We start from the raw sequence: 26,771 nt of genomic DNA on the forward strand, positions 1-26,771 counted from the left end.
AGGAAAGGTCGCCCGATTCACGGTGCCGGAAGCGTAACTTCCGGCATCGCGCATTCGGCCAGCGAAACACAAATCGACCGGCGGATCGATCTCTGATCCGTCGATGCTCAACTCACTGCGAAGGAGTACCTGATGGCAACGAAAAGCACCGGCAATCAGAAGAAACCCAACATCCTCGTCATCTGGGGTGACGACATCGGCATCGCCAACCTGAGCTGCTACTCGCATGGCGTGATGGGCTACAAGACGCCTAACATCGACCGCTTGGCGAGGGAAGGGATGATGTTTACCGACAGCTACGGCGAGCAGTCATGCACGGCCGGCCGCTCGTCATTCATCACCGGCCAGAGCGTCTATCGCACGGGGCTGTCAAAGGTGGGCCGTCCGGGCGGGCGCGAAGGCTTGCAGGCCGAGACGGTGACGATCGCCGATTTGCTGAAGAACCACGGCTACGCGACCGGACAGTTCGGCAAGAACCACCTCGGCGATCTCAACGAGTACCTGCCGACGGTACATGGTTTCGACGAATTCTTCGGCAACCTGTACCACCTCAATGCCGAGGAAGAGCCGGAGATGGTCGACTACTTCCCGGACAAGGACTTCCCGAATTTCCGCAAGAACAACGGCCCGCGCGGTGTAATCCATTCGTGGGCGCAGGACAAGGACGATGCGACAGAGGAGCCGCGCTGGGGCAAGGTCGGCAAGCAGAAGGTGACAGACACCGGTCCGTTGAACAAGAAGCGCATGGAAACCTGCGACGACGAGTTCGTCGCCGCCGCCAAGGGCTTTATCAAGAAGCAGAACGATGACGACAAGCCGTTCTTCGTGTGGCTGAACACGACGCACATGCATCTGTTCACGCATCCGAAGCCGGAAAGTATCGGGCAGGCGGGGCGTTGGCAGTCGCCGTACCACGACACCATGATCGATCACGACAGGCTCGTCGGCGACGTGCTGAACTACCTCGATGAACTGGGCATCGCCGACGATACCTTGGTCATGTATTCCACCGACAACGGACCTCACATGAACACCTGGCCCGACGGCGGCATGACACCTTTCCGCAGCGAAAAAAACACGAACTGGGAGGGCGCCTTCCGCATACCGCTGATCGTGCGCTGGCCAGGAAAGATCCCGGCGGGTGAGGTGTCGAACGAAATTGTGCAGCATCATGACTGGCTGCCCACTTTCCTCGCGATGGCTGGCGAGCCCGATGTGGTCGACAAAGTGAAGAAAGGGCATCAGGCCAACGGCAAGACCTTCAAGAACCATATCGATGGCTTCAATCTGCTGCCTTACCTGACCGGCGAGCAGAAGGAAAGCCCGCGCAAGTTCTTCTTCTACTTCAGCGACGACGGTGACGTGCTGGGCTGCCGCTACGACCACTGGAAGATTGTGTTCATGGAACAGCGCTGTCAGGGAACGATGCGCCTCTGGGCCGAGCCGTTCACGACCCTGCGGCTGCCCAAGCTCTTCAATCTGCGCACCGACCCCTACGAGCGGGCCGACATCACGTCGAACACCTACTACGATTGGTTCCTGTACCACGACTACATCCTGTTCGGCGCGTACGGGCTGGCCGACAAGTTCGTCGCGACCTTCAAGGAGTTCCCGCGCGTGCAGAAACCGGGTAGTTTCACGATCGGCGATGCGCTGGAAAAACTGTCGGAGGCCGGCAGCAGTGCAGGGCATTAGCAACTCGGGGTCGCGCGGGGAGTGGGGTTCCCGGCGCGGCGGCGAAACTTCGAATGGAAGGAGCAGGAGCGATGTCTGACACCCTTGCGAGCTGGAACGACGGCGGCGCCAGAAGCGCCATCATCGGCTTTGTCGATCGGATAACGAAGGCAGGGACAAGCGATTTTGTGCCGTCGCAAGAGCGCATCGCCGTCTTCGACAACGACGGCACGCTGTGGTGCGAGAAGCCACTGCCGATCCAGGCGGATTTCCTGTTCCGCCGGCTGGCGCAGATGGTTGAAAAAGATCCATCGTTGGGAACGCGCCAGCCATGGAAGGCGGTTGTCGAAAAGGACTATGTGTGGCTGGGCGCGGCCATCGAAAAGCATTACCGGGGCGACGACAGCGCCCTCAAAATGATGATCGGCGGGCTGCTGCAATGCTATCAGGGCGTCAGCATCGAGGAATTCGAAACAACGGCTGGCGACTTCCTGCGCAGCGCGCAACATCCGGTTCTGAAACGCCCATATCTTGAGTGCACCTACCGACCGATGATCGAGCTGCTGCGTTATCTGGAAGCGAACGGTTTTACCTGCTACATCGCCAGCGGCGGCAGCCGGGATTTCATGCGGCCGGTGACACAGGGGCTGTACGGCATTCCGCCCGAGCGCGTGATAGGCAGCACGGTCGCGCTGGAGTACCAGGAAGATGCAAGTGGCGGTTGCATTGTTCACAAACCCGAGCTGGACATCTTTGATGACGGGCCCGCCAAGCCGGTGCGCATCTGGAGCCGCATTGGCCGGCGTCCGATCTTCGCGGCGGGAAATTCGAACGGCGACATTCAAATGCTGCATTACTGCTCAGATCCCGCCAGACCGTCATTCAAGTTGCTGGTCAATCACGATGACAAGGAGCGCGAGTTCGATTACGTGGCCGGGGCGGAAGAATCACTCAAGCTGGCGCAACAGGAAGGCTGGACCGTGGCGAGCATCAGGACAGATTGGCGCACCGTATTTTCCGACACATCTTTGCAAGGATGAAAAGATCACGTGCGTGCGTTTCGGCATGACTTTCGTGATACCGGAGCGCGGCGCGAAGCAATGAGGACGGAGAATCAGCGACCGCGCAGATTCACCATCACCACACCGATCAGCACGAGTGCCGCGCCGACGATAAAGCGCATGCTGAGCGGATCGTTCAGCAGCAGCACGCCGAAGGCGACGCCGAACATGGGCGTGAGGAAGGAGAATGCCGACAGGCGCGAAGCGAGATACTTGCGCAGCATCCAGAACCAGATCAGGTAGCTGATGAATGCCACGATCACGGACTGGAAGAACAGGCTGGTCCAGACGATGCCTGTCATCGAGATACTGCTGGCTTGTCCCATCAGCGCAGCGAGCGCGATCAGGAGGATGCCCGAACTGCCGAGCTGATACAGCAGCGTGGTGGCGGGCGGCGCTTCGGACAGGGCCGAGCGTCTGATCAGCACGGTCGTGGCGGCCCACAAGGCGCCGCCTGCAACACCGAGCATGTCGCCAATCAATACATGGACCCAGTCGCGCGAGGGTTCGGAAAAGCCGTTGGAGAACGCCACGCCGATGCCGGCGAAGGCAATCAGCACGCCGATCCACTGTGAAAATTTCAGCCGCTCTCCCGGCACGATCCAGTGCAGTCCCAGCACGGTGAAGATCGGCGCGGTGTAGAGAAACACCGACATGTGCGAGGCGGTCGTGAATTGCAGGCCGAACGCCACGCAGAAAAATTCCAGGGAGAACAGCAAGCCGACGGCCATGCCCGGCCAGAACGTGCCGTCGCGCATCGACACCGTGCCGCCGCGCACAAAGATCAGCGCATACACGCACAGCGCCGCCACCAGCGAGCGCACGCCGATCTGCATCACCGGCAGCATGCCGCCGGCGGCAACCTTGACCGCGACCTGCTGCATGCCCCACAGCAGGCACAGCATGATCATCAATGCAATTGCAAATGCGTCAAGCGGCTGGCGGCTTGTTGTCATTTTGCTGCTTCCCTGAGTTGTATAGACAAGTGCGTATTGTAAACGCGCAACTCATTCGATGCAGCGACATTGCGGGATGGCTGCGGGAATGCGGGAGCGTCCCGCAGCATCGATTTGTTTATTGCCGAAAGAACTAGCCTCTGGCCGGGTGGATGGCCGTTTGCGAACGTCGTGCCGCGATGCGATTGAACATCGCACGGAACGGGTCTTCGATGAACCGGTAAGTCCAGCCCGACACGACCACGAGCGTGAGCACGTAGAGCAGCAGCACAAGTGTGCTCGGGATGACACCGTCGACGCGCTTTGCCGCGTTCTCGAAAAACAGCACCAGCGGCATGTGCATCATGTAAATCGAATAGGAACGTTCGCCCAGCACCTGGCACGGCCGGGTTTTCAGGATGGCGGCCAGCCAGCCGCTGTCTTTGCATACCGCCAGAATCAGCAAGGCGAAGATGAAGGGGAAGGCGAATGCCACTGCGTGGTCCGCATCCACCGCCATCAAGGTCGCAGCCAGCGCGGCAAAGCCGATCGTCTGCAGCGCATTGGCATGGACGCTGACGCGGCGGCTGAGATGCCAGGTCAGGGCACCCATGAAGAAGGAAAACACGGTTCTCGGAAAGCCGTAGTCGAAGGTCAGCGACAGGCAGCCGCCCGTCTCGATGCAGTTGTGGACGTTGATCGACGCGGCCACGCTGACGGCGAAGCCGATGCAGGCCAGCATTGCAAACGCCACAAGGCGCAGCCATCCACGCAGCACGAAGCAGAGCGCGGCAAACAGCAGATAAGCATAGAACTCGGTGCTGATGCTCCAGCTCGGTGTATTCAGGATCAGCGTGTCGAACACACCCAGCCCGTGCGTCATCGTCAGGGTCGAGACGATTTCCAGCGAATTGGGAATCAGGTAGTCGAGCGCGCCGGGATTGTTGAGCGAAGCACCGAATCCGTGCGCGATCGCCATGCGCTTGGCGAACACGATGATGTTTGCCGCCGCCACGTAGAACACCGTCGAAAACACCAGCAGCGGAAACAGGCGGCCGAAACGGCGGATCAGAAAGGATTGGCAATCGGTGAGCGTCCGCAATCTTTGCGAGTACGCAGCGCAGATGACGAATCCGCTCAACACGAAGAACAGATCGACAAAGATATAACCGTTGCGGATCGTGGAGAAATGGTCGATGCCGATCTTCAGGTGATACAGAGCGACGATCAACGCTGCAATGCCACGGCCGCCCTCGAGAGATTTAATCATGCACGGTACGCCTGTCGGTTGGCGAAACTGTCAAAGCAATTTCCACTTGTTTCCGAAACGCCGCGGCGGGATGTCGCGCCATGGTGCGCCGGCATGTCCGTTGCGGTTTCTGTCCTGGTAGTGAATCTAGCGCGTTGTCATTTGGTCACGCTTGCGATGACTCAATCGCTGGTGTGGGAGCGCAATTCGCCATTGCGTCACATCAAGTTGCCGTGATTCAAATGTCGTTCGCCCACATGCATGCCGGCAATGCTTTGAACTTATGTCAAGAAACTGTGCAATTGGATAACAAATGCGTGAACTCTTTCGAACTCTGGAAGCGCTTCCATCTCCAAGAAGTTGTTCAATGCAAATTGATCCGATGCACAACTTATTCGCTGCGGAAAGCGGTGTTGTTTCTTGTGCAGCCTTACGCAAGCTCAATCAGCCCGCATAGAGACAATGACAAGATCCTCAAGGTACCTCTTGCTTGACAGCGAAGGCGCGGCGCAGCTTCTCAATCTCGTTTTGGAGTCCCGTTTGATGCGAATCACTTACCCTTCACTTCTTTTCCTCTCTCTGGTGCTCGCGTCCTGCGGTGGTGGAGGAGGGGGAACGACAACGCCCGCAGCGCAGAACACGAACACCACGCCGCCGACGACAACTCCGGGCGGTACCACCACCACGCCGCCGACGACAACTCCGGGCGGTACCACTACGCCGCCGCCGACGACGACACCGAACAACACGCCCCGCGTCGTCGAATACTATGGAGATTCGACGATACGCGGATGCAAAACGGATACGAATTGCCAGCAACAAGCGGCGAAACCGGCGCCGCAGGCTTTCGATGAGACGTTGCCGGCCACGCCCAATCACACCGTGAGCAACAAAGGCGTGGACAGTACGTATGCCTGTCAGCTACTTAATGGCGGCAACCGGGATCAGGACGGCGTGACCGTCCTCGGATCATGGCAGCAGAGAATGGCCGCATCGAGGGCCACGCATGTGATCGTGAATTACGGGATCAATGATCGGCTGCAGTATGACGTGAATACGTACAAGCAGTGCCTGTTCTCGATCGCGCGAGTCGCCAAGCAAAGCGGAAAGCAAATCATCTTCGAGACGCCCAATCCGATCACCGCCGGCGATGTCGGCCCCTATGCGCAGGCGATGCGGGAAGTCGCCGCGCAAACCGATATCCAGGCTCCGGTCATCGATCAATTCACCTACCTGTCGAACAAGTACCAGGGGCGCATCACGGAAATCGTGCCCGACGGACTGCATCCAACCGATGCGGTCTATGTCGAGAAAGGGCAATTCGCGGCGCAGGAGTTTCAGAAGAAGTGCGGCAACTTCACTTGCACGCTGAATTGAGTTGAAGCGGTTCGTCGCATTGCGCGGATGCGGAACATGGCCATGCCGCAGCAGGGCATGGCGTGTGCGGCGCGTGTACAGGGCGGCTCGGTGCATCTGGCGAGCCGTCTGGCATGATCACCCCTTGAGAAACTTCTTCACGCCATTCTTCTTCAATACGTCGCCCCACGATTCGATCCGGTAGACTTCGCCGAGCTTGGGCAGCACCACGCCGTACTGTTCGCGCAGCTTCTGTACTTCGTCATCGATCGATTCCTTGTCGTGGCCGGTGAGGTCTGCGATGGCGGAGGCGGTCGGGCGTTCCAGCAGGTCGATCGCCGACAGCAGGACGAATAACCGGCGCGCATCGGTGTCGGGATATTGCGGCACGCCGAACTGGTTCTTCGTGTGGGTCATGTTGTTTCTCCTTGTTCTGACAGCCTGCTGACACGCTTGTGTCATGTCGTCGGAAGAACTCCCGGTCCTAGGCGCTCCGCTTCTTCGAATCGCGCGCCTGCAGCTTGAACGCCTCCGTTTTTTCCGTTCCCGTCTTGCGGTCCATCACGCCGAGACTGACGAGCATCGCAATCGCACCTTCGGCCCGGCCGACCCCGCGTTCCTCCCCGAGTCTGTCCACGGCACTGCCAGTGCGCTCGACCAGATCGCGGCAGGCTTCATGCAGCGCGCCGTAGGCACGGTTGGTGACGCCGACGCGGCCGAGGTCGGCAATTTCCTTTGCGCTCTTTGCGTAGTACTCGATCAATTCCTCGATGCGCTTGCGCTGCTGCGATGGCAGGTTCAGATCGCCGACAAGGCTTTCGCTCAACTCCCGCGCCGCGTCGGGAAGCGATGCATCGTTCTTGGCGAGATGGGCGAGGCCGAAGCCGTGCTGCGCGAGGCGCGTGATCAGCTTCTCGATCGCGGTGAAGGTGCGCACGTCGTCAAGGGCCGCTCTGGGAAGCGCTTCGACCTCACCGCCGATGGCGCGCGCGGCGAGCCATTCGTCGAAGCCGGGCGGCAATGCGGCGCGCCCAGGGCGCGGCCATGCGATCGCCATTTTTCTGTATTCGTCCTGCAGCGCGTTGTACGCGTCGTCATTTAATGTGATGTTGATCACCGGCATGGTGTCGTCAATCCTCAATGCTGAATGGGTGCTTGTTCATTTGCCATGACCGCCAGGGGAGGCCGCATCATCGGTGCGCGGCATCGCTCTCGGCAATCGGGCGCACCAGCGCGGGCGCGTCGTTGGCGACCCGGTTGACCGCGTGCGACACACCCCACGCCTGCATTTTATCGGCTTCAAACGGCTTTACCAATGCCGCCAGGCGTTCTGTGTTGTTGAATCCAGGATCGAGCCATGTGTCCCAGTCAGCGCGTTCGAGGATGAGCGGCATGCGATGGTGGATCGGCTCGAGAATGTGGTTCGCGCCGGTTGTGATGATGGTGCAGGTGTCGAGCGGTTCGCCGTCGGCGGTGCGGCTGCTTTCCCACAGACCGGCAAAGGACATGGGCGTATCGTCCTTGAACGAGATGTAAAACGGCTGCTTCGATTTCTGTCCTGGCACGGCCTTCCATTCGTAGAACCCGGATGCCGCGATCAGGCAGCGGCGCTTGCGAAACGCCTGCCGGAACATCGGCTTGTCGGCCACGGTCTCGCCGCGCGCATTGTGCAGCAGCGGCAGCGAGGCGGCGTCCCTTGCCCACGACGGGATCAAGCCCCAGCGCATCAGAGACCCGGCGCGCCCTTGCGGCGTGTCGCGTATCACGACGATGCCGGTGGTCGGCGCGATGTTGTAACGCGCCTCGAAGTCGGGCAGGTCATCGGCCTGATACCACTCCTGCAGAGTGGCCGGTTTGTGTTTGAGTACAAAGCGTCCGCACATGGAATGGAATTGTAAGACCGAATACCGGCAGGCGCATGGTGGGCATGATGGGCATCTGTGCTGTCTTCGTGCAAAAAGGCGCATGCATCCGGTAAAAATTTCAGCGCAAGCTGCCACAGTACGCATGCTGCGGCCCGTGTTATCAAGCGGGCATGATTTTCGCTGATTGTGCAGTTCGCGAAAGGAGTTCCTTGATGAAAATCCGGCTGAAGAAACTTTCCGATCAAATCGTCGTCATCACCGGCGCGACCAGCGGCATCGGCTTGACCACTGCGCGCCGCGCCGCGCAGCGCGGCGCGAAGCTCGTGCTGGCGGCGCGCAACGAAGATGCGCTCAAGCAGCTTTCCTACGAACTGGCCAGGCGGGGAGCGCAAACAGCCTATGCGGTTGCCGATGTCGGCATCGAAGACGATGTGCGCCGCATCGCACAGGTGGCGATCGATCGCTTCGGCGGTTTCGATACCTGGATCAACAATGCAGGCATTTCGATTTTCGGCCGCAGCGAGGACGTGTCGCTGGAAGATCAGCGACGCCTGTTTCAGACCAACTTCTGGGGCGTGGTGCATGGTTCGCTGATTGCGGTGGAGCATCTGAAGAAACGCGGCGGCGCATTGATCAATCTGGGCAGCGAAGTGTCGGATCGCGCCGTGCCGCTGCAAGGCATCTATTCGGCATCCAAGCATGCGGTGAAGGGATTCACCGATTCGCTGCGGCTGGAGCTGGAAGCGGAAAACGCGCCAGTGTCGGTCACGTTGATCAAGCCGGCCGGCATCGACACCATGCTCGTCGAGCATGCCAAGAATTATCTCGACGTCGAGCCGAGGTTGCCGCCGCCGATCTATGCACCGGAAGTCGCAGCCGATGCGATTCTTCATGCGGCGGAGCATTCCCGACGCGATATCTTTGTCGGCGGTGCCGCAAAATTCATTTCATCCGGCGGACATTACGCGCCCAGATTGCTGGACGGCTACATGAAGCGTTTTGTGTTCAAACAGCAAAAGTCCGGCATGCCGGCGCGCGACCGCAGCCAGAACGGTTTGTATTCGCCGGGCAAGGCCTTGTACGAGCGTCAGGGCTATCAAGGACACGTGTTCGAGTCCAGCCTGTACACGAAGGCGGCGATGCATCCGAAGGCGGTAATGGCACTCTGGGTGGGCGTTGGCCTCGCCCTGGCTGCCTTGTGGCGTGCGCGTCAGCATCCCGTCTGAATATTGTTCCAAGGCTCTTAATTTAAGCCAAACCGCAATGCCCGCATCGCAGTAATATAAGCGGAAGGGGCTGTGTTCGACGTTCTACTTTCGGGAAGACGTGTCATGGGAAATCTGACTCAGAAGCAACTCGCGCATCTGACACAATTGCTGAACGAGCGGGAGAAGGCATTGCGTGCGGATCTGCAACGCGAGACCGAGCAGCAGGATGACTACGTGGATCTCGCCACCGAAGCGCCGGACCCCGGCGATTCCTCGTTTGCCAATCTTGCGGTCGATCTCGGCAATGCAGCGGTCACGCGCGATGTGACGGAGTTGCGCGCCATCGGTGCGGCGCGCCAACGCATCGAGAACGGCAGCTACGGGCAATGCATCAATTGTGAAACTGACATCCCCTACGGCAGGATGGAGGCGCAGCCCACTGCCGAACGTTGCGCGCCGTGTCAGGATATGTATGAGAAGACGCATATGGACGCGCTGCGAGGGTCGACGCTATAGCATCGTGCAAGCGGTTCCAGCAGGCGCGCATGTCCGTGAAGCAGGATCACCTTGTCATGCCCGCGCACGCCGGGATGACCGCTTTGCGTCTCTGCGTGATATTTCTTGCGGGTGTCGGTGCGCCAGCAATGCCTTCACTTCCTCCCTGTTTTTGCAAGATGTGGTTAAGGCCGTAAAATGGCGCGATGATCCCGCAGGCCATGGCGCATGCTCCGCATGCTCCGCGTGGTCCGGATATGCGGGACGCAAGCATGCATTTCAGCGGCTTTGCTTCCAGTTCTCTATCCGGACTCGCTGCCCGATGCACGCCAGTCTGCCGGCAATGTGAACCAGGGAGCGATTACATGACGGACAACATCCACACCATCCTGCGGCAGATGCCCAAGGCCGAGCTGCACATCCATATCGAAGGTTCGCTGGAGCCGGAACTGATTTTCGCGCTCGCCGAGCGCAATCGTGTCGAACTCAAGTACGCGTCGGTGGAGGAATTGCGGCGCGCCTATGCGTTCACCGATCTGCAATCCTTTCTCGACATTTACTATGCAGGCGCGAGCGTGCTGCTGACCGAGCAGGATTTTTACGACATGACGCGGGCATATCTGCAGCGCGCGCATGCCGACAAGGTGCGGCACGCGGAAATCTTCTTCGATCCGCAAACGCATACCGAGCGCGGTGTTGAGTTCGCCACATGCATCAACGGCATCCACCGCGCGCTGGAGGATGCGAAAGCGCAGTGGGACATGAGCGGCGCATTGATCATGTGCTTTCTGCGCCATCTGTCGGAGGAAGAGGCATTCGCGACGCTGGAGCTGGCCTTGCCGTACCGGGACAAGTTCATCGGCATCGGCCTGGATTCTTCCGAGCGCGGCCATCCGCCGGAGAAGTTTGCGCGGGTCTTCGCACAATGCCGGGAACTGGGTTTTCACCTCGTGGCGCATGCGGGCGAGGAGGGGCCGCCGGCATACATTTCGACCGCGCTGGATGTGCTGCATGTCGAGCGCATCGATCACGGCGTGCGCTGCCTCGACGATGCGGCGCTCACGCAGCGGCTGGCGCGCGAGAAGATTGCGCTGACCGTTTGTCCGCTCTCCAACATCAAGCTGCGCGTGTTCGACTGCATGCCCGAGCACAATTTCGCGAAGCTGCTCGACGCCGGCGTGACGCTGACCGTGAATTCGGACGATCCGGCGTATTTCGGCGGGTACATCAATGACAATTTCCTCGCGCTGTTCGATGCCCTGTCATTGACGCAGGAACATGCGCGGCAGCTGGCGCGCAACAGTTTTGCCGCCGCGTTCATCGACACGGCGGCAAAGCAGAAATATCTGGACGAGGTGGATGCGTTTTTTGACGGGGATCAGGCCGGACGTTGAGCGTTGCCTTGCTCATGGCAATCGCGATGCGCGATCTTGTCATTCCGAATGCAATGAGGACTCTCCACTATCGGCACGCGACAAGCGATTCCTCGCTTCATCTGCGGTCGGGACGACAACGTAACAAAGTGACAAGGTGACAAAGGGAACATGATGAAAGACGCCGCGTTGCCCATCGTGCTCATCGTCCTCGGTGCGGTCTGGCTGCTCGACAGCCTGAACTGGCTGCCGAGCGTGCAGTGGGTGTGGATACTCGGCCTGGCTGGCGCGGGCGCGGCGATCCTGATGCTGGATGGCATCACGAAGTCGTCGATCGTCGCCGGTCCGCTGCTGATCCTTGCCGGCGCGCTGTCTTTCTTCCGCCAGTTTTACGGGCTCGGATGGCGCTTCATCATCCCCGTGATGCTGATTTCCGCAGGCGTCCTGATGCTGGTTGCCCGCTCTTCCTCCATACCCGAGTCGCCCGTGTTCAACCGGCGCTTCGGGCGCAAGCCGCAAGATGGAGAATCTCATGACTGATACCTTTTCCGCCGCAGCGCTGGCCGGCGGCCTGTCCTGGGCCAGCGGGCTGCGCCTGTACATGACGCTGTTCATCGCCGGCTGGTTCGGCCGAATGGGCTGGATCGATTTGCCGCAGGCCTTGCAGGTGCTGGAGTCGCCATGGGTACTGGTGACGACGGGAACGTTGATGGTGGTGGAATTTCTGGCCGACAAGGTGCCGGGTGTCGATTCTGTCTGGGATGCGATCCAGACCTTCATCCGCATTCCCGCCGGCGCGGTGCTGGCGGTGGCCGCGCTGGGGCACATGGACCCGGCATGGACGGCGGTGGCGGGCATCCTCGGCGGCACGTTTGCCGCAGGCGCGCATGCGACCAAGGCCGGCAGTCGCGCACTGATCAATACCTCGCCGGAACCGTTCAGCAACTGGACGGCGTCGGCGTCGGAGGACGCTGCGGTGATGGCCGGATTGTGGGCGGCGTTCTATCATCCGTGGGTGCTGGTCGTATTTCTCGCAGTATTTTTCCTGATCGCCGCATGGCTCATGCCGAAGTTATGGCGCGGGCTGCGCTGGCTCTTTAGAAGGCTTTCCACCTGATGTTTTCACAGGCACTCCGTATGACCCGGCGCGACTGGCGCGCGGGCGAATTGCGTTTTCTTCTGGTTGCGCTGATCGTGGCGGTTGCCGCGCTGTCGTCGGTCGGATTCTTCGTCGACCGCATGCGCGCCGGGCTGAACCGCGATGCACACCAGCTGCTCGGCGGCGATCTTGTGATCAACGCGGACCAGCCGATCAACGGCGTGTGGCGCGCGGAAGCACAGCGGCGCGGCCTGACGCTGGCCGATACCGTCTCCTTCCCCAGCATGGCGATCGCCGGCGAGGGCGACAAGACCGTGTCGCAGCTGGCATCGGTCAAGGCGGTGTCCGCCGGCTACCCATTGCGCGGCAATCTGAAGCTCGGCTCGCCGGAGCAGGGGACCGAAGTCGTGACGCGTGACATTCCCGCCGCCGATACGGTGTGGGTCGATGCCAATCTTCTCGGCACGCTCAATGTCGCACTCGGCGACACGCTGCGGCTGGGCGACAAGACCTTCACCATCGCGAACCTGATTTCGGTCGAACCGGATCGTGGCGCGTCGTTCATGAACTTCGCGCCGCGCGTGATGCTGCCTGCATCCGATCTGGCGGCGACCAACCTGATCCAGAATGGGTCACGCGTGACCTACCGGCTGCAGATCGCCGGGCAGGACAAGGAGGTCGAGGCGTATCGCAAATGGCTAGTGGCGAAAATCGGCAGCGAAAACATCAAGGGCGTGCGCGTCGAATCGCTGGAGTCGGGCCGCCCGGAGATGCGCTCGACGCTGGATCGCGCGGAACAGTTCCTGTCGCTGGTGGGCCTGCTGTCGGCGATGCTGGCAGCGGTGGCGGTCGCGATGGCGGCGCGCCGCTTCATGCTGCGCCACATCGATGCCTGCGCCATGCTGCGTTGCCTCGGCCTCACGCAGAATCAGGTGACCTCGCTCTACCTGATCGAATTCCTGCTGGTCGGTATCGCGGGCAGTCTGCTTGGCGTGGCGGTCGGCTACGGCGCGCATTTCGTCCTGCTCGAATGGCTGGGCAGGCTGGTCGCCAACGATATCCCGCCGCCGACCTTGCTGCCGGCGGTGCAGGGCATCGCCACCGGCATGCTGCTGCTGATCGGCTTTGCCGTGCCGCCCATTCTGCAGTTGCGCAATGTGCCGCACAACCGCGTGATCCGGCGCGAGCAGGATGCGCCGCAGCCGGTGACGCTCGCGACCTACGGTCTCGGTTTGCTGATGTTCATCGCGCTGCTGCTGTGGCAGGCCGGCAATCTGAAGCTCGGTCTGCTGACGGCAGCGGGCTTCTTCGGCGGCTTCGCGGTCTTCGCCCTGGTCGGATGGTTGAGTCTGCGTTCCCTGCGCACGCTGCGCACGGCGATCAATCATCCGAGCTGGCGTTTTGCGGTGACCGCGTTGCAGCGCAGAACAGCTGCGAGCGTGGTGCAGATCGTCGCGCTGGCATTGGGCTTGATGGCCTTGCTGCTGCTGACGGTGATTCGCGGCGACCTGATGCAGGCATGGCGCGAATCGACTCCGCCCGATGCGCCGAACCGCTTCGTCATCAACATCCAGCCGGACCAGAAGGACGGCATCGAAAAACAGCTGGCGGCGAATGGCATTGTCCATCCGCTGCTGCACCCGATGATCCGGGGCCGCCTGATCCAGGTGAACGGCAAGCCGATTACCGGCACCACCTATGTGGAGGATCGCGCAAAGAGGTTGGTGGACCGCGAATTCAACCTGTCCACCATGCACGGACTTCCGCCGCAGAACCAGGTCGTCGCCGGACGCTGGTTTGAAGAGGACAAGCGCGACAGCAAGCCGGAAGCCTCGGTGGAGGAAGGGCTCGCCAAGACGCTCGGCCTCAAGCTTGGCGACACGCTGCGCTTCGACATTGCCGGTCAACCGGTGGATGCAGTCATCACCAGCCTGCGCAAGCTGGAGTGGGGCTCGATGCGGGTCAACTTCTTCGTGATCATCAATCCCGAGGCGATGAAGGACATGCCGCAGACGTGGATCACGGCCTTCCATCTGCCGCCGTCGAAACTGAAGTTCGGCAACGAACTGACGCGCGACTATCCGAACCTGACGGTGGTCGATACCGGCAGCGTGCTGCGCCAAGTGCAGGGCGTGCTCGATAAGGTGGTGACGGCGGTCGAATTCCTGTTCTTGTTTACGCTGGCATCCGGCGTACTGGTGTTGTATGCGGCGCTGGTCGGTTCGCAGGATGAGCGGATCCGCGAAGCGGGCCTGCTGCGCGCCCTCGGCGCGACGCGCGCGCAACTGGCGCAGGCGCAGCGGATCGAGTTTGCGCTGGTGGGCGGCCTGTCCGGCGTGCTTGCCGCGACCGGCGCGGCCGCCATCGGCTGGGCGCTGTCGAAGTACGTGTTCAGCTTCGAATGGACCTTCGACCCGCTGGTGTGGGTCGCCGGCCTCATCGCAGGCGCGGTCTGCGCCTTCGTCGGCGGTGCTGTCGGGCTGCGCAACGTGTTGAAGAAGCCGCCCCTGCAGACGCTGCGCGAGGCGTGAAATCCGCGTCAGGCGGAGCACGCCGCGATGCGCGCTTTCAATGTGATTTGCTGTTCCGGCTGCGTGTGAATGCAGCTTCGAGCAGGTCGAGCTCGCGCAGCAGCTTTTCGTAGTGCATGTCATCCAGTTGCCGTGCGACGCGCAGCCTGTGGAGTTCATCGCGTTCGGCATTGAGCGCCTCCAGCAGCAAGCGGCGTTCGGTGGCGGCCAGCTGCTTCAGCCGGACGGCTTCGTCGCCGTTGCTCTGGCCGTAGTCGAGCCGGCGACGGTAAATATCGAGCACGCGTACCGCGGCTTCGGCGTGGCTGTCATGATCCGCTCCCTGGTTGGCCGCATCGGCCACGATCTGTTCAATACGATGGATCGCGGCTTCTGCCGCCGCCCTGCTGGCGTGGTTTTCCGCATCGACAGTCTGCTCCTGCGGCGCGAATGTCAGGCCCCGCGTCAGCAAGGGCAGGGCTGCGCTGGCAGTCAACAGTGACAGCAGGATCACGCCCATCGCGAGGAAGATGACCAGATTGCGCGCCGGGAATACAGAGCCGTCCGGCAGCAACAAGGGGATGGTCAGGATGCCCGCCAGGGTGATCGCGCCGCGCACGCCGGCCAGCGCGGTGACCAGCATCAGACGGAAGGGCGGTTTCTGTCGCTCGACATCGCTCGGCCTGCGTGTAAACAAGGTCAGCTTGAGCGATGCCCAGACCCAGAAGAAACGGAGCAGGACGAGCGCCGCCGTGATTGCGGCCACGTACAGCGGGAGCTGCCAGTCGCTGGCGATGTGAATCTCTCGTGCAATCGCGGGCATGCTGTCCAGGGTGCGCTTCAATTGCGCGCCCAGCATCACGAAGATCGCACCATTCAATGCCATTTGCATCGTGTCCCATACCGCGTCGCGCTGTGTGCGCGTGGCCGCCAGCGGACGGCCCACGAGATCGACGTAATGCATGGACATGCCTGCGGCTGCGGCGGCCAGGATGCCGGAGCTGTGCACATGCTCGGCGGCGATGTAGGCGGCAAACGGAATGAGCAGGCTGATGAGGATTTGCAGTCCGGGTTCTTCGCCGACCCGGGTCACCAGCCATTTGTTGAGCAGGCCGATGCCCCAGGCGACGGCAAGGCCGATCAGCAAGCCGCCGGCGGCCGCCTGCAGGAAGCTCAGGGAGGCTTCGGCCAGCGAGAAGCCGCCGGTAATGACCGCCGCAACCGCCACACGAAAACAGACCAGTCCGGATGCGTCGTTGAGCAGCGATTCGCCTTCCAGGATGTGCATCAGGCGCGACGGTATCGGGTTGCTGGAGGCGATGGCGGATACGGCCACCGGATCGGTCGGCGACAGGATCGCGGCGAGCGCAAATGCCACGGCCATCGGCACGGCGGGGATCAGCCAGTGGATGAAGAATCCCATGCCGACAACGGTGAACACGACGAGTCCGATCGCCAGCGTCAGGATGGGGTGCAGATCGCGGACGAACGCACCCTTGGGTATGCGCCATCCATCGAGGAACAGCAGCGGCGGGATGAAGAGCAGGAAGAACACATCCGGATTGAGCGGAATGTTCACGTCGAACAGGCCGGACAGGACGATGCCGCCGAGGATCTGGATGAGCGGCAGCGGCAACTTGACAGGCAGCAGCCGCGCGGCGAAACCGCTGGCGACCACCGTCACGAGGAGAATCAGGACGATAGTGATGGTGTGCATGAGACTTGATGGAATGATGCACGGCATGTCGAGCGGACATGCCGCAGATCGTGGTGATCGTGGTTATTGCGAACTTCGCGAATCGACATGAACCTGGCGGTTGCAGTTGGCGCTTGCGCCTGATTGCAGTTGCGTCACTTGCGCGGCGATCTGTTCCGCGACGCGACCAACCGCACGCTGGATGCCCTGAACCAGCGCATCCGTACCCGGGCCGACCGCTTCCGACAAGGGCAACACGCAGGCGGCGCCACGGCCGCCGTCCGAGCGCGCGATGGTCCAGCTGAATGTGGCATCGACACGTGCATCGGGTATGGCATCGAACTGCCGCAACTGCACGGCAATGCGGTATGCCGTTTCCCCCGGCGGACGGCCGCCGTGCGTGACATCCACTGCGTCGCTCCGTGCGGCGATGCCGCTGGCGAGTGCGTCGCGCAATTCGCTGTTGAAGGGCGATGACCAGCGGTCGTCGTCCAGAATATCGATGCGCTCGCTGCCGCGCGCGCTCCCTTGCCGGCGGACCACCAGTTGCGGTCGCACCAGGCGCTCGGGCACGGCCACCGGTGTCAGTTCGATGAAGATCGGTTTGCCCGCGTGGCTTGTCGTCGCCGCAGGCGCAGAGGGCGTGACGGGTTCCGCAGTCGCCAGCGTGTGATAACGGATCGGTGCCGCCGCGCAACCGGCAAGCAGCAGTGCAATGGCAAGCGTGATCCGGCTGCTGTTCATGGATGTCATTGTTTGTCCTTGGCTTTGCCGCGAATCAGGGATTCCGGGTGACGTTCGAGATAATCGGTCAGGATGCGCAGCGACGCCGCCGAGCGCGTCAGTTCCTTCAAGGTCTCGCGCAAGTCTTGTTGCAAGGGCGCTTCGTCCGACAGCGTGCGTTCCGCCGCATTGAGCGTCTTGCGCACATCCTTCATGGCGGCCGTCATTTCCGGCGCGACGTCGTTATTCAGGCTTTTCGTCAAGGTTTCGGCGTTGATCAGCGTGCGATTGAGCGAACCCAGCGTCTTTTGCAGATCCGCGCCGATCTTGTCGAATGGAACCTTGTTGAGCTTGCTCGCGAGGTCGGAGAGCTGCGTCTGGATCTCGTCCAGGCTGTTCGGTACCGTGGGCAGCTCAAGCGGCGTTTTCGTCGTGTCGATGTGCATCTGCGGCGATGCCGGGAAGAAGTCGAACGCCACGTATAACTGTCCCGTCAGCAGGTTGCCGGTGCGCAGTTGCGCCCGCAATCCGCGCTGGACCATGAATTGCAGATACTGTTGCTGGGTGTAGCGCGGCTGCTGCTCTGCATTGAGGTATCGGCGCCGCAGCCGGTCCGGATAGACCTGCACCAGCACCGGCATGCGGAATTCGCGCGTCCTGGCATCGAAGTCGACGCCGATCGAGATGACTTCGCCGATGATCACGCCGCGAAAATCGACTGCCGCACCCGGCGTCAGGCCGCGCAGCGACTGATTGAAGTACAGCAGCATGGTCTGGGACGGGCCATCCTGCTCTTTCATCGCAAGGCTTTCATCGGCGGCGAGGGTGAATGAGGTGTTCTCCGGCGCGATGGGCCCCATGCTGTCGCCGGGCGCCTGAAAGGCGATGCCGCCCAGCACCACGGTCGCCAGCGATTGCGTGCGCAGCTTCACGCCGCTGGCATTGATCTCCACGTCGAAGCCGCTGGCATGCCAGAAACGGGTATTGGCGCCGACAAAGGCCTGATAAGGCGCATTCACAAAGATGCGCAGCGTGACGCCTTTTCCGTCCGGATCCAGTTCGAAGGCCGTCACTTGCCCCACCTTGATGCGGCGGAAGTAGACCGGCGAGCCGATGTCCAGCGAGCCGATGTCGCCGGCATGCAGCACATACTGCAGGCCGGATGAATCGCGCGTCACGATCGGCGGCGTCTCCAGCCCGGTGAAGGTCTTGCCCGACTCCTTTGCATTGCCGGCATCCGCGCCGATGTAGGCCCCCGACAGCAGCGTGCTCAATCCCGAAATGCCCGATGCTTCCATGCGCGGTCGCACAACCCAGAAGCGGGTGTCGGCAGCGGTGAACTTCTCCGCCTCCTTCTGCAACTGCACGGTGACCAGCACATGTGAGAGGTCCCTGGCCAGCGCAATGGTCTGCACGGTGCCGATGTCGACATCCTTGTACTTCACCTTGGTCTTGCCGGCTTCCAGTCCTTCCGCGCTGCGCAGAGTGATCGTGATGACCGGCCCGCGCTCGCTCAGGACCTTGACCACCAGCGCGATGCCCACCAGCGCGGCGACGAGCGGGATCAGCCAGATCAGCGAAGGCAGCCAGTTGCGCTGCCTGGCCACCTGCGGCGTCGGCAAGTCGGGAATCGGGGCGTCGGGTTTGACTTCATCCATGGTGTTCCTTCGTTTTTGTATTTGGAAGCGCCGGCTCGCGCTCATCCCATGTCAGGCGCGGATCGAAACTGAGCGAGGCCAGCATGGTCAGCACCACGACCCCGCCGAATGCGGCGATGCCCCATCCGGCAGTGATTTCGGCCAATCCGTGAATGCGCACCAGGCCTGCGAGCAGGGCGATCACGAAAATGTCGAGCATGGACCAGCGCCCGATCGTTTCGATGATGCGATAGAGCCGGGCGCGTTCGAGGCGGCGCCAGTTGCTGCGTCGCTGTGCCGTTGCCGTGATCAGGATCAGCGTGGCCAGCTTGAACAGCGGCACCAGGAAGCTGGCGATGAACACGATCGCGGCCAGTCCGAATGAACCGCTCACCCAGAAGTAAATGACGCCGCTGAGAATCGTGTCGTGCTGCGTGCCGAGCAAGGTCCGGGTGATCATCACCGGCAAGAGGTTGGCCGGGATGTACAGGATGCAGGCGGTGATCAGCAGGGCCCACGTCCGGTGCAGGCTGGCGGGTTTGCGCAGATGCAGGCGCGTGCCGCAGCGTTCGCAGGCGTCGTTCGCGACTGCGCCTTGCCAGAGCGTGCCGCAGTTGTGGCAGGACATCATGCCCAGCCGTGCCGCTGTCAGTGGGTGGTTCATCGCTGCGGCCCCGGTTGGGGCGCAAACGCCATTTTCCAGAAGAAGCGCGGACTGAACGACAAGAGCACGGTCAGCAGTATTGTCAGCGCGATGAAAGCCCACAAGGCGACGCCCGGCAAGACATTGGTCATGTTCGACAGCTTGACGATGGCGACCAGCACGCCGAGCAGAAAGACTTCGATCATGCCCCAGGGGCGCACACCCTGGATGGCACGCACCAGAATGTTGAAACCGGCGGGGCGGCGCGCTTGCCGTCGAGGCAGAAAGATATGCAAGAGAATGAGCAGATATAGCAAGGGAAAAAAGATGGTGGTCGCCAGCACCAGCAAGGCAATCGGCGACATGCCTTCGCTGGCAAGCGCCGCTACCGCGCCGATCAGCGTCGTCTCGCTGTGCATGCCACGCATTTCGATTCGCACGATGGGGAAGAGATTGGCAATGGCGAACAGGATCAGGCAGGCGATCGTCAATGGCAACATGCGTCCGGTCCGGCGTCCGGGGTGGCGATCCAGTTCGGTTCCGCAGCGAGCGCAGCGCGCGATCTCGCCGCTCGCCAATGGATGGCGTCGATAGATGGCGTCGCAGCCCTCGCAAGCGATGGCGTCAGCAACGGCGCGCATCGTGGTTTGAATGGGAGGTGCGCCGACGCGCGTTGGCGCCGACAGGAGAGTGGAGCCGAGTTGGGGTCGCGCTTTTTTGCTTGTCGGTATGAGGCGTTCCCTGCATGTTTGATTCAGATCAGTGTTTAGCTCAGTGCTTGATTCTTAACTCAGGCGAATGCGGGGCCGGACCAGTCCGTTGATCCGTTCCGCCAGCCACATCGCGCCCGCCCGCACCATGCCGTGCAGGCCGATCTGGTGCCGCCGGTACAGATAAGTGTGGCTCAGTTGCGCGAAATGCCCGCGTATGAAACCGCCCTTGAAGAAACCGAACTTGCCGAGCGTGCCGAAAGCGTTGTATTGACTGAGGGATACCAGTGAGCCGAGGTCCTTGAACACGAAATCCGGCAAGGTGCCTCCTTCCAGCCAGCTCTCCAGGTGACGCGCGAGGTGGTCGGCTTGCTGGTTGGCGACCTGGGCGGTGGGCGGCAAGGGACGTGCGCCTTCCTCCGGCGTCAGGCTGGCGCAATCGCCGAGCACGAAGATGTGCGGATCGGTCAGGGTTTGCATGGTCGGTTTGACCAGAACCTGATTGCTCCGGTTCACCTCCAGTCCGTCGAGCCTCGTCAGAAAATCGGCTGCCTTCACGCCTGCGGCCCAGACCATCAGGTCGGCCGCGACCAGGCTGCCGTCGGCGAGGCGGAAGCCCTCCGCTTCGGCGCCGACCACGCGCGTATCCGCGTGCAGCGCGACGCCGATCTTCCTCAGTTGCGCGGCGCTGTGCGTCGAGACTTCCTCTGGAAATGCCGCCAGGATTCGCGACCCGCTTTCCAGCAAGGTCAGGTGCAGGCGATCGCGTATGTTTGCATCGCCATAGCTGGCCGCGAGTTCCAGCAGCCGACTCAGCTCGGCCGACAGCTCCACGCCCGTGGCGCCGCCACCGACAATGGCGACGCGCAAAATTTCATCGTTCACCACGCTGCGCAGGATGCGGCCGCGCAGTGTCAGGTTGAAGGCTTCGGCCTGCGCCTGGCTGTCGATGAAATGACAGTGCGCGGTGACGCCGGGCACGCCGAAATCGTTGGCGCGGCTGCCGATGGCAAGGATCAACACGTCATACCCGAGCGTGCGCTGGCCGACGATCACTTCGCCGTCCGGCATCTCCAGCGGTGCCAGCGTGACTTCGCGAACACTGCGATCCAGCCCGCACATCTCGCCCGGCTGATAGGTGAAATGATGCTCGCTGGCATGGGCAATGTAGCTGACTTGCTGTTGCTGGACATCCCATGTGCCGGCGGCAATCGTATGCAGCATCGGCTTCCAGATATGTGTCGGGCTGCGGTCGGCCAGCGTGATTTCTGCCTTGCCGATCCGACCCAGCTGGTCGCCCAGTTTGGTCGCCAGGTTCAGGCCGGCAACCCCGCCGCCGACAATGAGGATTTTTCGAATAGGGTTCATGAAATGATCCTGTAATGCAGCCTGCATGGCTTGATGTGCGCTATTATACTCGTAATTCATCACGTGATGAATATGCCCGATCACTAACCGCTCCCTTTACTCTCTCTACTCGTCCAATGAAACCGTCATCCCCCGCCCGACGCACTGTGGTCACTGCCCCGGATGCGCATGCCGAACCTGAGAACACGACGGCGCCGGATGGTGCAATGGCGCCCACGCGCCGCGCCAAGGGGCGCCCGCGCGGCCCCGATCTGGCTGCCGCTGCCGTATTGCTGAACCATGCCCGGTCGGCGTTCGCGCGCCTTGGATTCGACGCCGCGAGTGCGCGCGCCATTGCCAAGACAGCAGGCGTCGACCCGGCACTGGTCGCCCATTACTACGGTTCCAAGGAGGCGCTGTGGCTGGCTGTCGTCGATCAACTCGCCAACCAGGTCAGCGCGATGGCGTCGTCCTTGACGCTATTGCGCAGCCGTACCGATCTGGATGCGCGGACGCGTGTGATGCACGCTCTGCAACTGCTGGTTCGGGAAAGCTGTCAGGAACCGGAGTGGGGCATGTTCTTTTCCAGAGCGGCAACCGAGCAGGGTGAGCGTCTCGAAGTGTTGATGCAGCGGTTGGTGCGTCCGTACCATGATGCGTTTTTGCCGCTGCTGACCGATGCGATAGAGTGCGGCGCAATCGCGCGCCAAGACCCGGAAATCCTGTACGCGCTTCTTGCCAACGCGGTGGTGATGACAATTTCCTATCGTCATGTCCTGAAGGATTTTTCGACGCTGTCGGAGGAGCCGGAGTTGTTTGAGGCGGCGATCCTGCACAGTGTTCTCTGCATGCTGGGGCCGGACGCCGGCGCGTTGCCACGCTGAGGATTCAGACCCCTTCGGAAGGGGGGCCATATGGTCGTGTCATTCGGACGTGTCATTCCCCGGCCGGGAAGTGTGCACGTCCATCCCTTTGCCATTCCCATTTCCCTCCCGCGATACCTTGTTTTAACAAGGATTAAATTCCGCAAAGCGATTACATGCTTTTGCGCAAGGTTCACGTCGCATTTTTCTCCTACCTTTTAACTACGTCATCGCCGCTTGAACCGGCGCAACGTGACGGAATAGAGACATCGGTCGACCCCGCAAGACATTGAGGGTGACCTGTTTTATCGCGAGAAGGACGCAGTGGTGCGCCTCGACAGAGGATGTGACAAACGGTTGCACATTGCAGAACTTATATCTTGTTTCCGGTTGATACGTGTCAAAAACGCTCAAGGCCAGCTTACGTAAAGTTGAAGAGAAGATAATTTTTTGCAATGTCATCAGGCAACGCATGTGCGAGCCATGAGCGAGCCGTCTGCCGCAGAGCGCGCATTGCATCGTTCTTTTTACGAAGTCCGGCAGGCGATTGAAACCGGGCTTGTTCAATCAGTGCACATGCCATCGATCGCGCTGGCAGTCTTGCACTCATCACGTGGGGTAATCGTATGCGGTTCTCGTCCAAAGCATTGCTTTATAAATGGAGTGCGCTTGTTGTCGTGCCGTGGCTTGCCGCTTGCGCGTCCACCGCACCCGGCATGCAGTTCAACAATTCCGGCACCAACTCCTCATCGCAGCAGTCCGGCGCGAACGCGGACATGGGCAATGCGGTCCTCAAGCAGATCACGCCGCAGCTGGTGAAGGTGGAGCGCGAAGTGCGCGAGAAGCAGGTCAGCCAGGATATCAGCAGCCTGCTCGGCAAGGCGTCGGCATACAAGATCGACAACGGCGATGTGCTGTCGATCGTCGTCTGGGATCATCCCGAATTGAGCAATAGCGCGACCATCGCCGCAGGTGGCTATGCGGGCACCGGTGCGGATGCATCGGTGGCTGCGGCGACCTCCGGCCGGTTTCATCGTCGACAACGACGGCATGATCCAGTTTCCCTATGCCGGCACGATCAAGGTCGCGGGGCTGACGCAGGACCAGGCGCGCAATCTGCTCGCCACCAAACTGGCCCGCTACCTCAAGCAGCCGAAGGTGACCTTGCGCGTACAGTCGTTCCGCAGCAAGCGCGTCTATGTCGATGGCGAAGTCAAGACGCCTGGCTTGCAGGCGATCAATGACATCACGATGACGCTGGTCGAGGCGATCAATCGCGCCGGCGGCGTGCTACCGGCGGGCGATCAAAGCCAGATCGTCGTCAATCGCGCCGGTACCAATTACCTGATCAATCTGCCGCAACTCGTGCAGCGCGGCGTCAACCCCGCCAACATCCTGCTCGCCGACGGTGACGTGGTGCGTGTGAGGTCGCGCGACGAAAGCAAGGTGTTCGTGTCCGGCGAAGTGGTCGCGCCGCGCGCGCTGCCGATGTACAACGGACGGCTGTCGCTCAACGAGGCGCTGGGCGAGGCGGGCGGCGTCAATCCCTTGAGCGGCGACGGCAGCCAGATCTACGTCGTGCGCAAGAGCGGGACCGACCAGGTCGTCTATCAGCTCGACGGCAGCAAGCCGGGTGCGCTGGCGATGGCGGAAGGGTTCGAACTGCATCCCAAGGACGTCGTCTACGTTGCAGCGACGCCGCTGGCGAACTGGCACCGCACCATCAGCATGATCCTGCCGGGCGCATTGTCGTCGGCGGTCGGTGCGGTCTCTCCGATCACGACGCCGGCACGCTGATGAGGTCGCGTCCGGCAATCGGTGTCAACAATTGCAAGATGAGGTACGTCGCATTGAAGCGCGTTCAGGCTGGTCTTTTTGCCTGCGGATGCCGCGCTGATGAGTTTGAAGACCGTTTCATGTAAGTAATAACCACGGGCAGACAATCCATGATGAATCAATCCATACCCCAGTTAACCGGCCCCGCGTCCTACCGGCAGGATGAAGGAGAGATCGAGATGGCAACCTATCTCGACATCCTTTGGGAAAGCCGCTGGCTGATCGCCGGCATTGCATTCGTGATCACGCTGATCGGCGCGGCCTATGCATTCCTGGCAAGGCCGGTGTACGAGGCGAATCTGGTGATCCATGTCGAGGAAGAAGGCCAGAAGGAGTCCAAGAACATCATCGGCGACGTGAACTCGATGTTCAACGTCAAGACGATGGCCATGTCCGAAATGGAGCTGCTGCGCTCGCGCATGGTGGTGTCGCGCGCGGTCGATAACCTGCGGCTGTATATCAATGCGCAGCCGAAGTACTTTCCGGTGATCGGTTCATGGGTCGCGGACCACAACAATCAGTTGTCGGTTCCCGGCTTGCTGGGCTATGGCGGTTACGTGTGGGGCTCGGAGAAAATCGATGTGGCGGTGTTCAATGTGCCCGAAGCATTGCAGAACCGCGAGTTCGTGCTGACGGCGGAGGGCAACGGCCAGTTCCGCATGAGCCAGAAGGAAAGCGATCTCGAACTCAAGGGCGCGATCGGTGCGCCGCTGACGTTCGAAACGCCGCAGGGCAATATCGAACTGCGCATCGATCAATTGCAAGCGAAGGCCGGCGCGCAATTTCTGCTGACACGCACGTCCCGCCTCGGCACGATCGAGAGCATCCAGAAATCAATGACGGTTTCCGAACTGGGAGGCAAGCAGTCCGGCGTGATCGGCGTCACGATGCAAGGATCCAACCCGAAGCAGATCCACAGCGTCCTCGCGGAAATCTCGAAGGAATACATGCGGCAGAACGCTTCGCGCAAGACCGAGGAAGCCGAGAAATCGCTCGCCTATCTGAACAAGCAGCTGCCTGACCTGAAGGTGCAGCTGGAGCAGGCGGAGGCCAAGTACAACGCGTTCCGCAACGCCAACGGCACCATCGATCTGGCCGAGGAATCCAAACTGAACCTGCAGCAATCGGCTGCCGCCAAGCTGAGGAAGATGGACCTGCAGCAGAAGAAGATCGAGCTGCTTGCGCGCTACACCACCGAGCATCCGCTGGTGCAAGGCATCGATAGCCAGCTCAAGGAAATCAACGGTCAGATCAACAGCATGAACGAGCACATCAAGACGCTGCCGATGATCGAGCAGAATCTGCTGCGCCTGCAACGCGAGGTGAAGGTCAACACCGAGCTGTACACCGCGATGCTCAACACCGCGCAGCAATTGCGCCTGGTGTCGATGGGCAAGGTCAGCAACGTGCGTCTGGTCGATATGCCTCTGATGCCGGAAAAACCGGTCAAGCCGAACCGTCCGATGATCCTCGCGCTATCCGTGCTGAGCGGCCTGTTCCTCGGCATGATGGTCGCGTTCTTCAGGAAATCGCTGCGCGCTGGTATCGATACGCCGGAGCAGGTCGAGAGCATCGCCGGCGTGCCGGTATTCGCCACCATCCCGCACAGCAAGAAGCAGAAGGAGCTGTACGAGGCGGTCAATACCCGCCAGCAGAAGGTGCCTTTGCTTGCCAGCGTCTCGTCCAACGACATCGCGGTGGAGAGCCTGCGCAATTTCCGCACCGCGCTGCAGTTCTCGCTGCCGCAGTTCAAGAACAACATCGTGCTGATCACGGGGGCCACGCCCGGCATGGGCAAGTCCTTCGTCTCCGCCAACCTCGCCGCGATCATGGCGGCGACCGGCAAGCGCGTGCTGCTGGTCGATGCCGATTTGCGCAACGGCCTGCTGCATCTGTACTTCGGTTTCGGCCGCCAGGACGGTTTGTCGGACGCGCTCGCCGGAGCGCGCCGCCTCGATCAGGTGGTGCATCGCGGTGTGATCGAGAACATGGATTTCATCTCGACCGGCACCTTGCCGCCGAATCCATCCGAACTGCTGTTGCGTCCGAACCTCGGCGCATATCTGCAGCAGCTCTCCGGCAGCTACGATCTCGTGCTGGTCGACGGACCGCCGATTCTCGCAGTGGCCGACACGATGATCATCGGCTCGCATGCGGGCGCGATCTACATCATGACCCGCGCCGGTGTCACGACCGCCATCGAGATCAGCGAGTCGATGAAGCGCCTCGCACAGGCAGGTCTGGCGGCCAAGGGAATTCTGTTCAACGATCTGAAACTGCGGCCGGGACGCTACGGCTATGGCTATGGATACGGCAAATACTCGCAGTCGTCCGCCGGCGACACGCCGCTCATCACGGCGTCCTGAACGATGCACTTGCCCGCGCATGCCTCGTCTTGCGCGGGAGCGGAGCAGGGGCAATGCCGCAGCAGTGTGCTGATCAATGTGTGGATGCATGCGTGCGGCCGGAGAATTTCTCAACCAGGGTAGGC

General features: G+C 61.3%; 24 protein-coding genes. 12 read left to right on the top strand and 12 right to left on the bottom strand.

The annotated features are described in order from the left end of the window. Positions 1-132: 132 nt before the first annotated feature. Both D3870_RS06695 and D3870_RS06700 read left to right on the top strand, forming a co-directional pair. Positions 133-1,695: an arylsulfatase gene (locus D3870_RS06695; protein ID WP_119737703.1), complete on the top strand. Its 1,563-nt coding sequence runs from the start codon at positions 133-135 to the stop codon at positions 1,693-1,695. 71 nt (positions 1,696-1,766) lie between these two features. Beyond that, complete coding sequence (locus D3870_RS06700; RefSeq protein ID WP_119737705.1) at positions 1,767-2,714, top strand: HAD family hydrolase; 948 nt, start codon at positions 1,767-1,769, stop codon at positions 2,712-2,714. Positions 2,715-2,788: 74 nt separating this feature from the next. On the opposite strand, the gene D3870_RS06705 is transcribed toward D3870_RS06700, so the two are convergent. Together D3870_RS06705 and D3870_RS06710 are read right to left on the bottom strand one after the other, a co-directional pair. Next, positions 2,789-3,691 (bottom strand): DMT family transporter, encoded by a 903-nt coding sequence (locus D3870_RS06705; protein WP_119737707.1) that lies wholly within the window; start codon positions 3,689-3,691, stop codon positions 2,789-2,791. Positions 3,692-3,824: 133 nt separating this feature from the next. Then, positions 3,825-4,940 carry an acyltransferase family protein gene (locus D3870_RS06710; protein WP_119737709.1) on the bottom strand — a complete coding sequence of 372 codons (1,116 nt, stop codon included), beginning with the start codon at positions 4,938-4,940 and terminating at the stop codon, positions 3,825-3,827. A 522-nt stretch (positions 4,941-5,462) separates the two neighbouring features. Here D3870_RS06710 and D3870_RS06715 point away from each other — a divergent pair. Next, entirely contained in the window at positions 5,463-6,296 is an 834-nt protein-coding gene (locus D3870_RS06715; RefSeq protein ID WP_158590396.1) for an SGNH/GDSL hydrolase family protein, read from the top strand. 117 nt (positions 6,297-6,413) lie between these two features. Here D3870_RS06715 and D3870_RS06720 read toward each other — a convergent pair whose 3' ends face one another. The 3 genes from D3870_RS06720 to D3870_RS06730 all read right to left on the bottom strand — a co-directional run bounded on the left by D3870_RS06720 (position 6,414) and on the right by D3870_RS06730 (position 8,158). After that, complete coding sequence (locus D3870_RS06720) at positions 6,414-6,692, bottom strand: hypothetical protein (protein WP_119737713.1); 279 nt, start codon at positions 6,690-6,692, stop codon at positions 6,414-6,416. Between the two features lie 67 nt (positions 6,693-6,759). Then, the gene (locus D3870_RS06725; protein ID WP_119737715.1) at positions 6,760-7,398 is read right to left on the bottom strand and encodes a hypothetical protein; all 639 of its coding nucleotides are present in this window, start codon (positions 7,396-7,398) and stop codon (positions 6,760-6,762) included. A gap of 67 nt (positions 7,399-7,465) precedes the next feature. After that, complete coding sequence (locus tag D3870_RS06730) at positions 7,466-8,158, bottom strand: SOS response-associated peptidase (protein WP_119737717.1); 693 nt, start codon at positions 8,156-8,158, stop codon at positions 7,466-7,468. Positions 8,159-8,352: 194 nt separating this feature from the next. Here D3870_RS06730 and D3870_RS06735 point away from each other — a divergent pair, with 194 nt between their 5' ends. The 6 genes from D3870_RS06735 to D3870_RS06760 all read left to right on the top strand — a co-directional run bounded on the left by D3870_RS06735 (position 8,353) and on the right by D3870_RS06760 (position 14,846). Further along, complete coding sequence (locus D3870_RS06735) at positions 8,353-9,366, top strand: SDR family oxidoreductase (RefSeq protein WP_119737719.1); 1,014 nt, start codon at positions 8,353-8,355, stop codon at positions 9,364-9,366. 105 nt (positions 9,367-9,471) lie between these two features. After that, positions 9,472-9,864, top strand: a complete 393-nt coding sequence (locus tag D3870_RS06740) for a TraR/DksA family transcriptional regulator (protein WP_119737721.1) — start codon at positions 9,472-9,474, stop codon at positions 9,862-9,864. A gap of 344 nt (positions 9,865-10,208) precedes the next feature. Continuing rightward, a complete protein-coding gene (locus D3870_RS06745; protein ID WP_119737722.1) occupies positions 10,209-11,237 on the top strand; it encodes an adenosine deaminase in 1,029 nt (342 codons plus the stop codon). A 150-nt stretch (positions 11,238-11,387) separates the two neighbouring features. Beyond that, positions 11,388-11,756 (top strand): hypothetical protein, encoded by a 369-nt coding sequence (locus tag D3870_RS06750; protein WP_119737724.1) that lies wholly within the window; start codon positions 11,388-11,390, stop codon positions 11,754-11,756. Next, entirely contained in the window at positions 11,749-12,333 is a 585-nt protein-coding gene (locus D3870_RS06755; protein ID WP_119737726.1) for a DUF4126 domain-containing protein, read from the top strand. The genes D3870_RS06750 and D3870_RS06755 overlap by 8 nt, the downstream gene beginning before the upstream one ends. Continuing rightward, on the top strand, positions 12,333-14,846 hold the full coding sequence (locus D3870_RS06760) for an ABC transporter permease (protein ID WP_119737728.1): 2,514 nt from the start codon (positions 12,333-12,335) through the stop codon (positions 14,844-14,846). The genes D3870_RS06755 and D3870_RS06760 overlap by 1 nt, the downstream gene beginning before the upstream one ends. Before the next feature lie 37 nt (positions 14,847-14,883). On the opposite strand, the gene D3870_RS06765 is transcribed toward D3870_RS06760, so the two are convergent. The 6 genes from D3870_RS06765 to D3870_RS06790 form a co-directional block, all read right to left on the bottom strand. Next, positions 14,884-16,542 (bottom strand): Na+/H+ antiporter, encoded by a 1,659-nt coding sequence (locus tag D3870_RS06765; RefSeq protein WP_119737730.1) that lies wholly within the window; start codon positions 16,540-16,542, stop codon positions 14,884-14,886. Positions 16,543-16,605: 63 nt separating this feature from the next. Then, the gene (locus D3870_RS06770) at positions 16,606-17,274 is read right to left on the bottom strand and encodes a PqiC family protein (protein WP_119737732.1); all 669 of its coding nucleotides are present in this window, start codon (positions 17,272-17,274) and stop codon (positions 16,606-16,608) included. Further along, positions 17,271-18,902: a PqiB family protein gene (locus D3870_RS06775; protein WP_119737734.1), complete on the bottom strand. Its 1,632-nt coding sequence runs from the start codon at positions 18,900-18,902 to the stop codon at positions 17,271-17,273. Before D3870_RS06775 ends, D3870_RS06770 begins: the two co-directional genes overlap by 4 nt. Beyond that, on the bottom strand, positions 18,895-19,545 hold the full coding sequence (locus tag D3870_RS06780; protein ID WP_119737736.1) for a paraquat-inducible protein A: 651 nt from the start codon (positions 19,543-19,545) through the stop codon (positions 18,895-18,897). The genes D3870_RS06775 and D3870_RS06780 overlap by 8 nt, the downstream gene beginning before the upstream one ends. Continuing rightward, entirely contained in the window at positions 19,542-20,165 is a 624-nt protein-coding gene (locus D3870_RS06785) for a paraquat-inducible protein A (protein WP_119737738.1), read from the bottom strand. The genes D3870_RS06780 and D3870_RS06785 overlap by 4 nt, the downstream gene beginning before the upstream one ends. A 144-nt stretch (positions 20,166-20,309) precedes the next feature. Continuing rightward, a complete protein-coding gene (locus D3870_RS06790; RefSeq protein WP_119741775.1) occupies positions 20,310-21,602 on the bottom strand; it encodes an NAD(P)/FAD-dependent oxidoreductase in 1,293 nt (430 codons plus the stop codon). 206 nt (positions 21,603-21,808) lie between these two features. On the opposite strand from D3870_RS06790, the gene D3870_RS06795 reads away from it, so the two are divergent. Further along, positions 21,809-22,465: a TetR/AcrR family transcriptional regulator gene (locus tag D3870_RS06795; protein ID WP_119741777.1), complete on the top strand. Its 657-nt coding sequence runs from the start codon at positions 21,809-21,811 to the stop codon at positions 22,463-22,465. A gap of 725 nt (positions 22,466-23,190) precedes the next feature. On the opposite strand, the gene D3870_RS23165 is transcribed toward D3870_RS06795, so the two are convergent. Then, complete coding sequence (locus D3870_RS23165; RefSeq protein ID WP_340638435.1) at positions 23,191-23,496, bottom strand: hypothetical protein; 306 nt, start codon at positions 23,494-23,496, stop codon at positions 23,191-23,193. Between D3870_RS23165 and D3870_RS23170 the strand changes: the two genes are divergently transcribed. Together D3870_RS23170 and D3870_RS06805 are read left to right on the top strand one after the other, a co-directional pair. Next, positions 23,495-24,241, top strand: a complete 747-nt coding sequence (locus D3870_RS23170) for an SLBB domain-containing protein (RefSeq protein WP_340638436.1) — start codon at positions 23,495-23,497, stop codon at positions 24,239-24,241. The genes D3870_RS23165 and D3870_RS23170 overlap by 2 nt on opposite strands. Positions 24,242-24,390: 149 nt before the next feature. Beyond that, positions 24,391-26,646 carry a polysaccharide biosynthesis tyrosine autokinase gene (locus D3870_RS06805; protein ID WP_242489889.1) on the top strand — a complete coding sequence of 752 codons (2,256 nt, stop codon included), beginning with the start codon at positions 24,391-24,393 and terminating at the stop codon, positions 26,644-26,646. Positions 26,647-26,771: the final 125 nt, after the last annotated feature.

It is taken from the genome of Noviherbaspirillum cavernae, from assembly GCF_003590875.1.
Classification (GTDB): Bacteria; Pseudomonadota; Gammaproteobacteria; order Burkholderiales; family Burkholderiaceae_D; genus Noviherbaspirillum; species Noviherbaspirillum cavernae.

Coding starts and splice junctions, on each gene's coding strand:
- D3870_RS23165 (WP_340638435.1), bottom strand. CDS start 23,496: ATGCCGTCGTTGTCGACGATGAAACCGGCCGGAGGTCGCCGCAGCCAC.
- D3870_RS06750 (WP_119737724.1), top strand. CDS start 11,388: ATGATGAAAGACGCCGCGTTGCCCATCGTGCTCATCGTCCTCGGTGCG.
- D3870_RS06700 (WP_119737705.1), top strand. CDS start 1,767: ATGTCTGACACCCTTGCGAGCTGGAACGACGGCGGCGCCAGAAGCGCC.
- D3870_RS06760 (WP_119737728.1), top strand. CDS start 12,333: ATGTTTTCACAGGCACTCCGTATGACCCGGCGCGACTGGCGCGCGGGC.
- D3870_RS06785 (WP_119737738.1), bottom strand. CDS start 20,165: ATGCGCGCCGTTGCTGACGCCATCGCTTGCGAGGGCTGCGACGCCATC.
- D3870_RS06780 (WP_119737736.1), bottom strand. CDS start 19,545: ATGAACCACCCACTGACAGCGGCACGGCTGGGCATGATGTCCTGCCAC.
- D3870_RS06715 (WP_158590396.1), top strand. CDS start 5,463: ATGCGAATCACTTACCCTTCACTTCTTTTCCTCTCTCTGGTGCTCGCG.
- D3870_RS06730 (WP_119737717.1), bottom strand. CDS start 8,158: ATGTGCGGACGCTTTGTACTCAAACACAAACCGGCCACTCTGCAGGAG.
- D3870_RS06740 (WP_119737721.1), top strand. CDS start 9,472: ATGGGAAATCTGACTCAGAAGCAACTCGCGCATCTGACACAATTGCTG.
- D3870_RS06735 (WP_119737719.1), top strand. CDS start 8,353: ATGAAAATCCGGCTGAAGAAACTTTCCGATCAAATCGTCGTCATCACC.
- D3870_RS06705 (WP_119737707.1), bottom strand. CDS start 3,691: ATGACAACAAGCCGCCAGCCGCTTGACGCATTTGCAATTGCATTGATG.
- D3870_RS06775 (WP_119737734.1), bottom strand. CDS start 18,902: ATGGATGAAGTCAAACCCGACGCCCCGATTCCCGACTTGCCGACGCCG.
- D3870_RS06755 (WP_119737726.1), top strand. CDS start 11,749: ATGACTGATACCTTTTCCGCCGCAGCGCTGGCCGGCGGCCTGTCCTGG.
- D3870_RS06795 (WP_119741777.1), top strand. CDS start 21,809: ATGGCGCCCACGCGCCGCGCCAAGGGGCGCCCGCGCGGCCCCGATCTG.
- D3870_RS06710 (WP_119737709.1), bottom strand. CDS start 4,940: ATGATTAAATCTCTCGAGGGCGGCCGTGGCATTGCAGCGTTGATCGTC.
- D3870_RS06790 (WP_119741775.1), bottom strand. CDS start 21,602: ATGAACCCTATTCGAAAAATCCTCATTGTCGGCGGCGGGGTTGCCGGC.
- D3870_RS06765 (WP_119737730.1), bottom strand. CDS start 16,542: ATGCACACCATCACTATCGTCCTGATTCTCCTCGTGACGGTGGTCGCC.
- D3870_RS23170 (WP_340638436.1), top strand. CDS start 23,495: ATGATCCAGTTTCCCTATGCCGGCACGATCAAGGTCGCGGGGCTGACG.
- D3870_RS06695 (WP_119737703.1), top strand. CDS start 133: ATGGCAACGAAAAGCACCGGCAATCAGAAGAAACCCAACATCCTCGTC.
- D3870_RS06770 (WP_119737732.1), bottom strand. CDS start 17,274: ATGACATCCATGAACAGCAGCCGGATCACGCTTGCCATTGCACTGCTG.
- D3870_RS06725 (WP_119737715.1), bottom strand. CDS start 7,398: ATGCCGGTGATCAACATCACATTAAATGACGACGCGTACAACGCGCTG.
- D3870_RS06805 (WP_242489889.1), top strand. CDS start 24,391: ATGATGAATCAATCCATACCCCAGTTAACCGGCCCCGCGTCCTACCGG.
- D3870_RS06745 (WP_119737722.1), top strand. CDS start 10,209: ATGACGGACAACATCCACACCATCCTGCGGCAGATGCCCAAGGCCGAG.
- D3870_RS06720 (WP_119737713.1), bottom strand. CDS start 6,692: ATGACCCACACGAAGAACCAGTTCGGCGTGCCGCAATATCCCGACACC.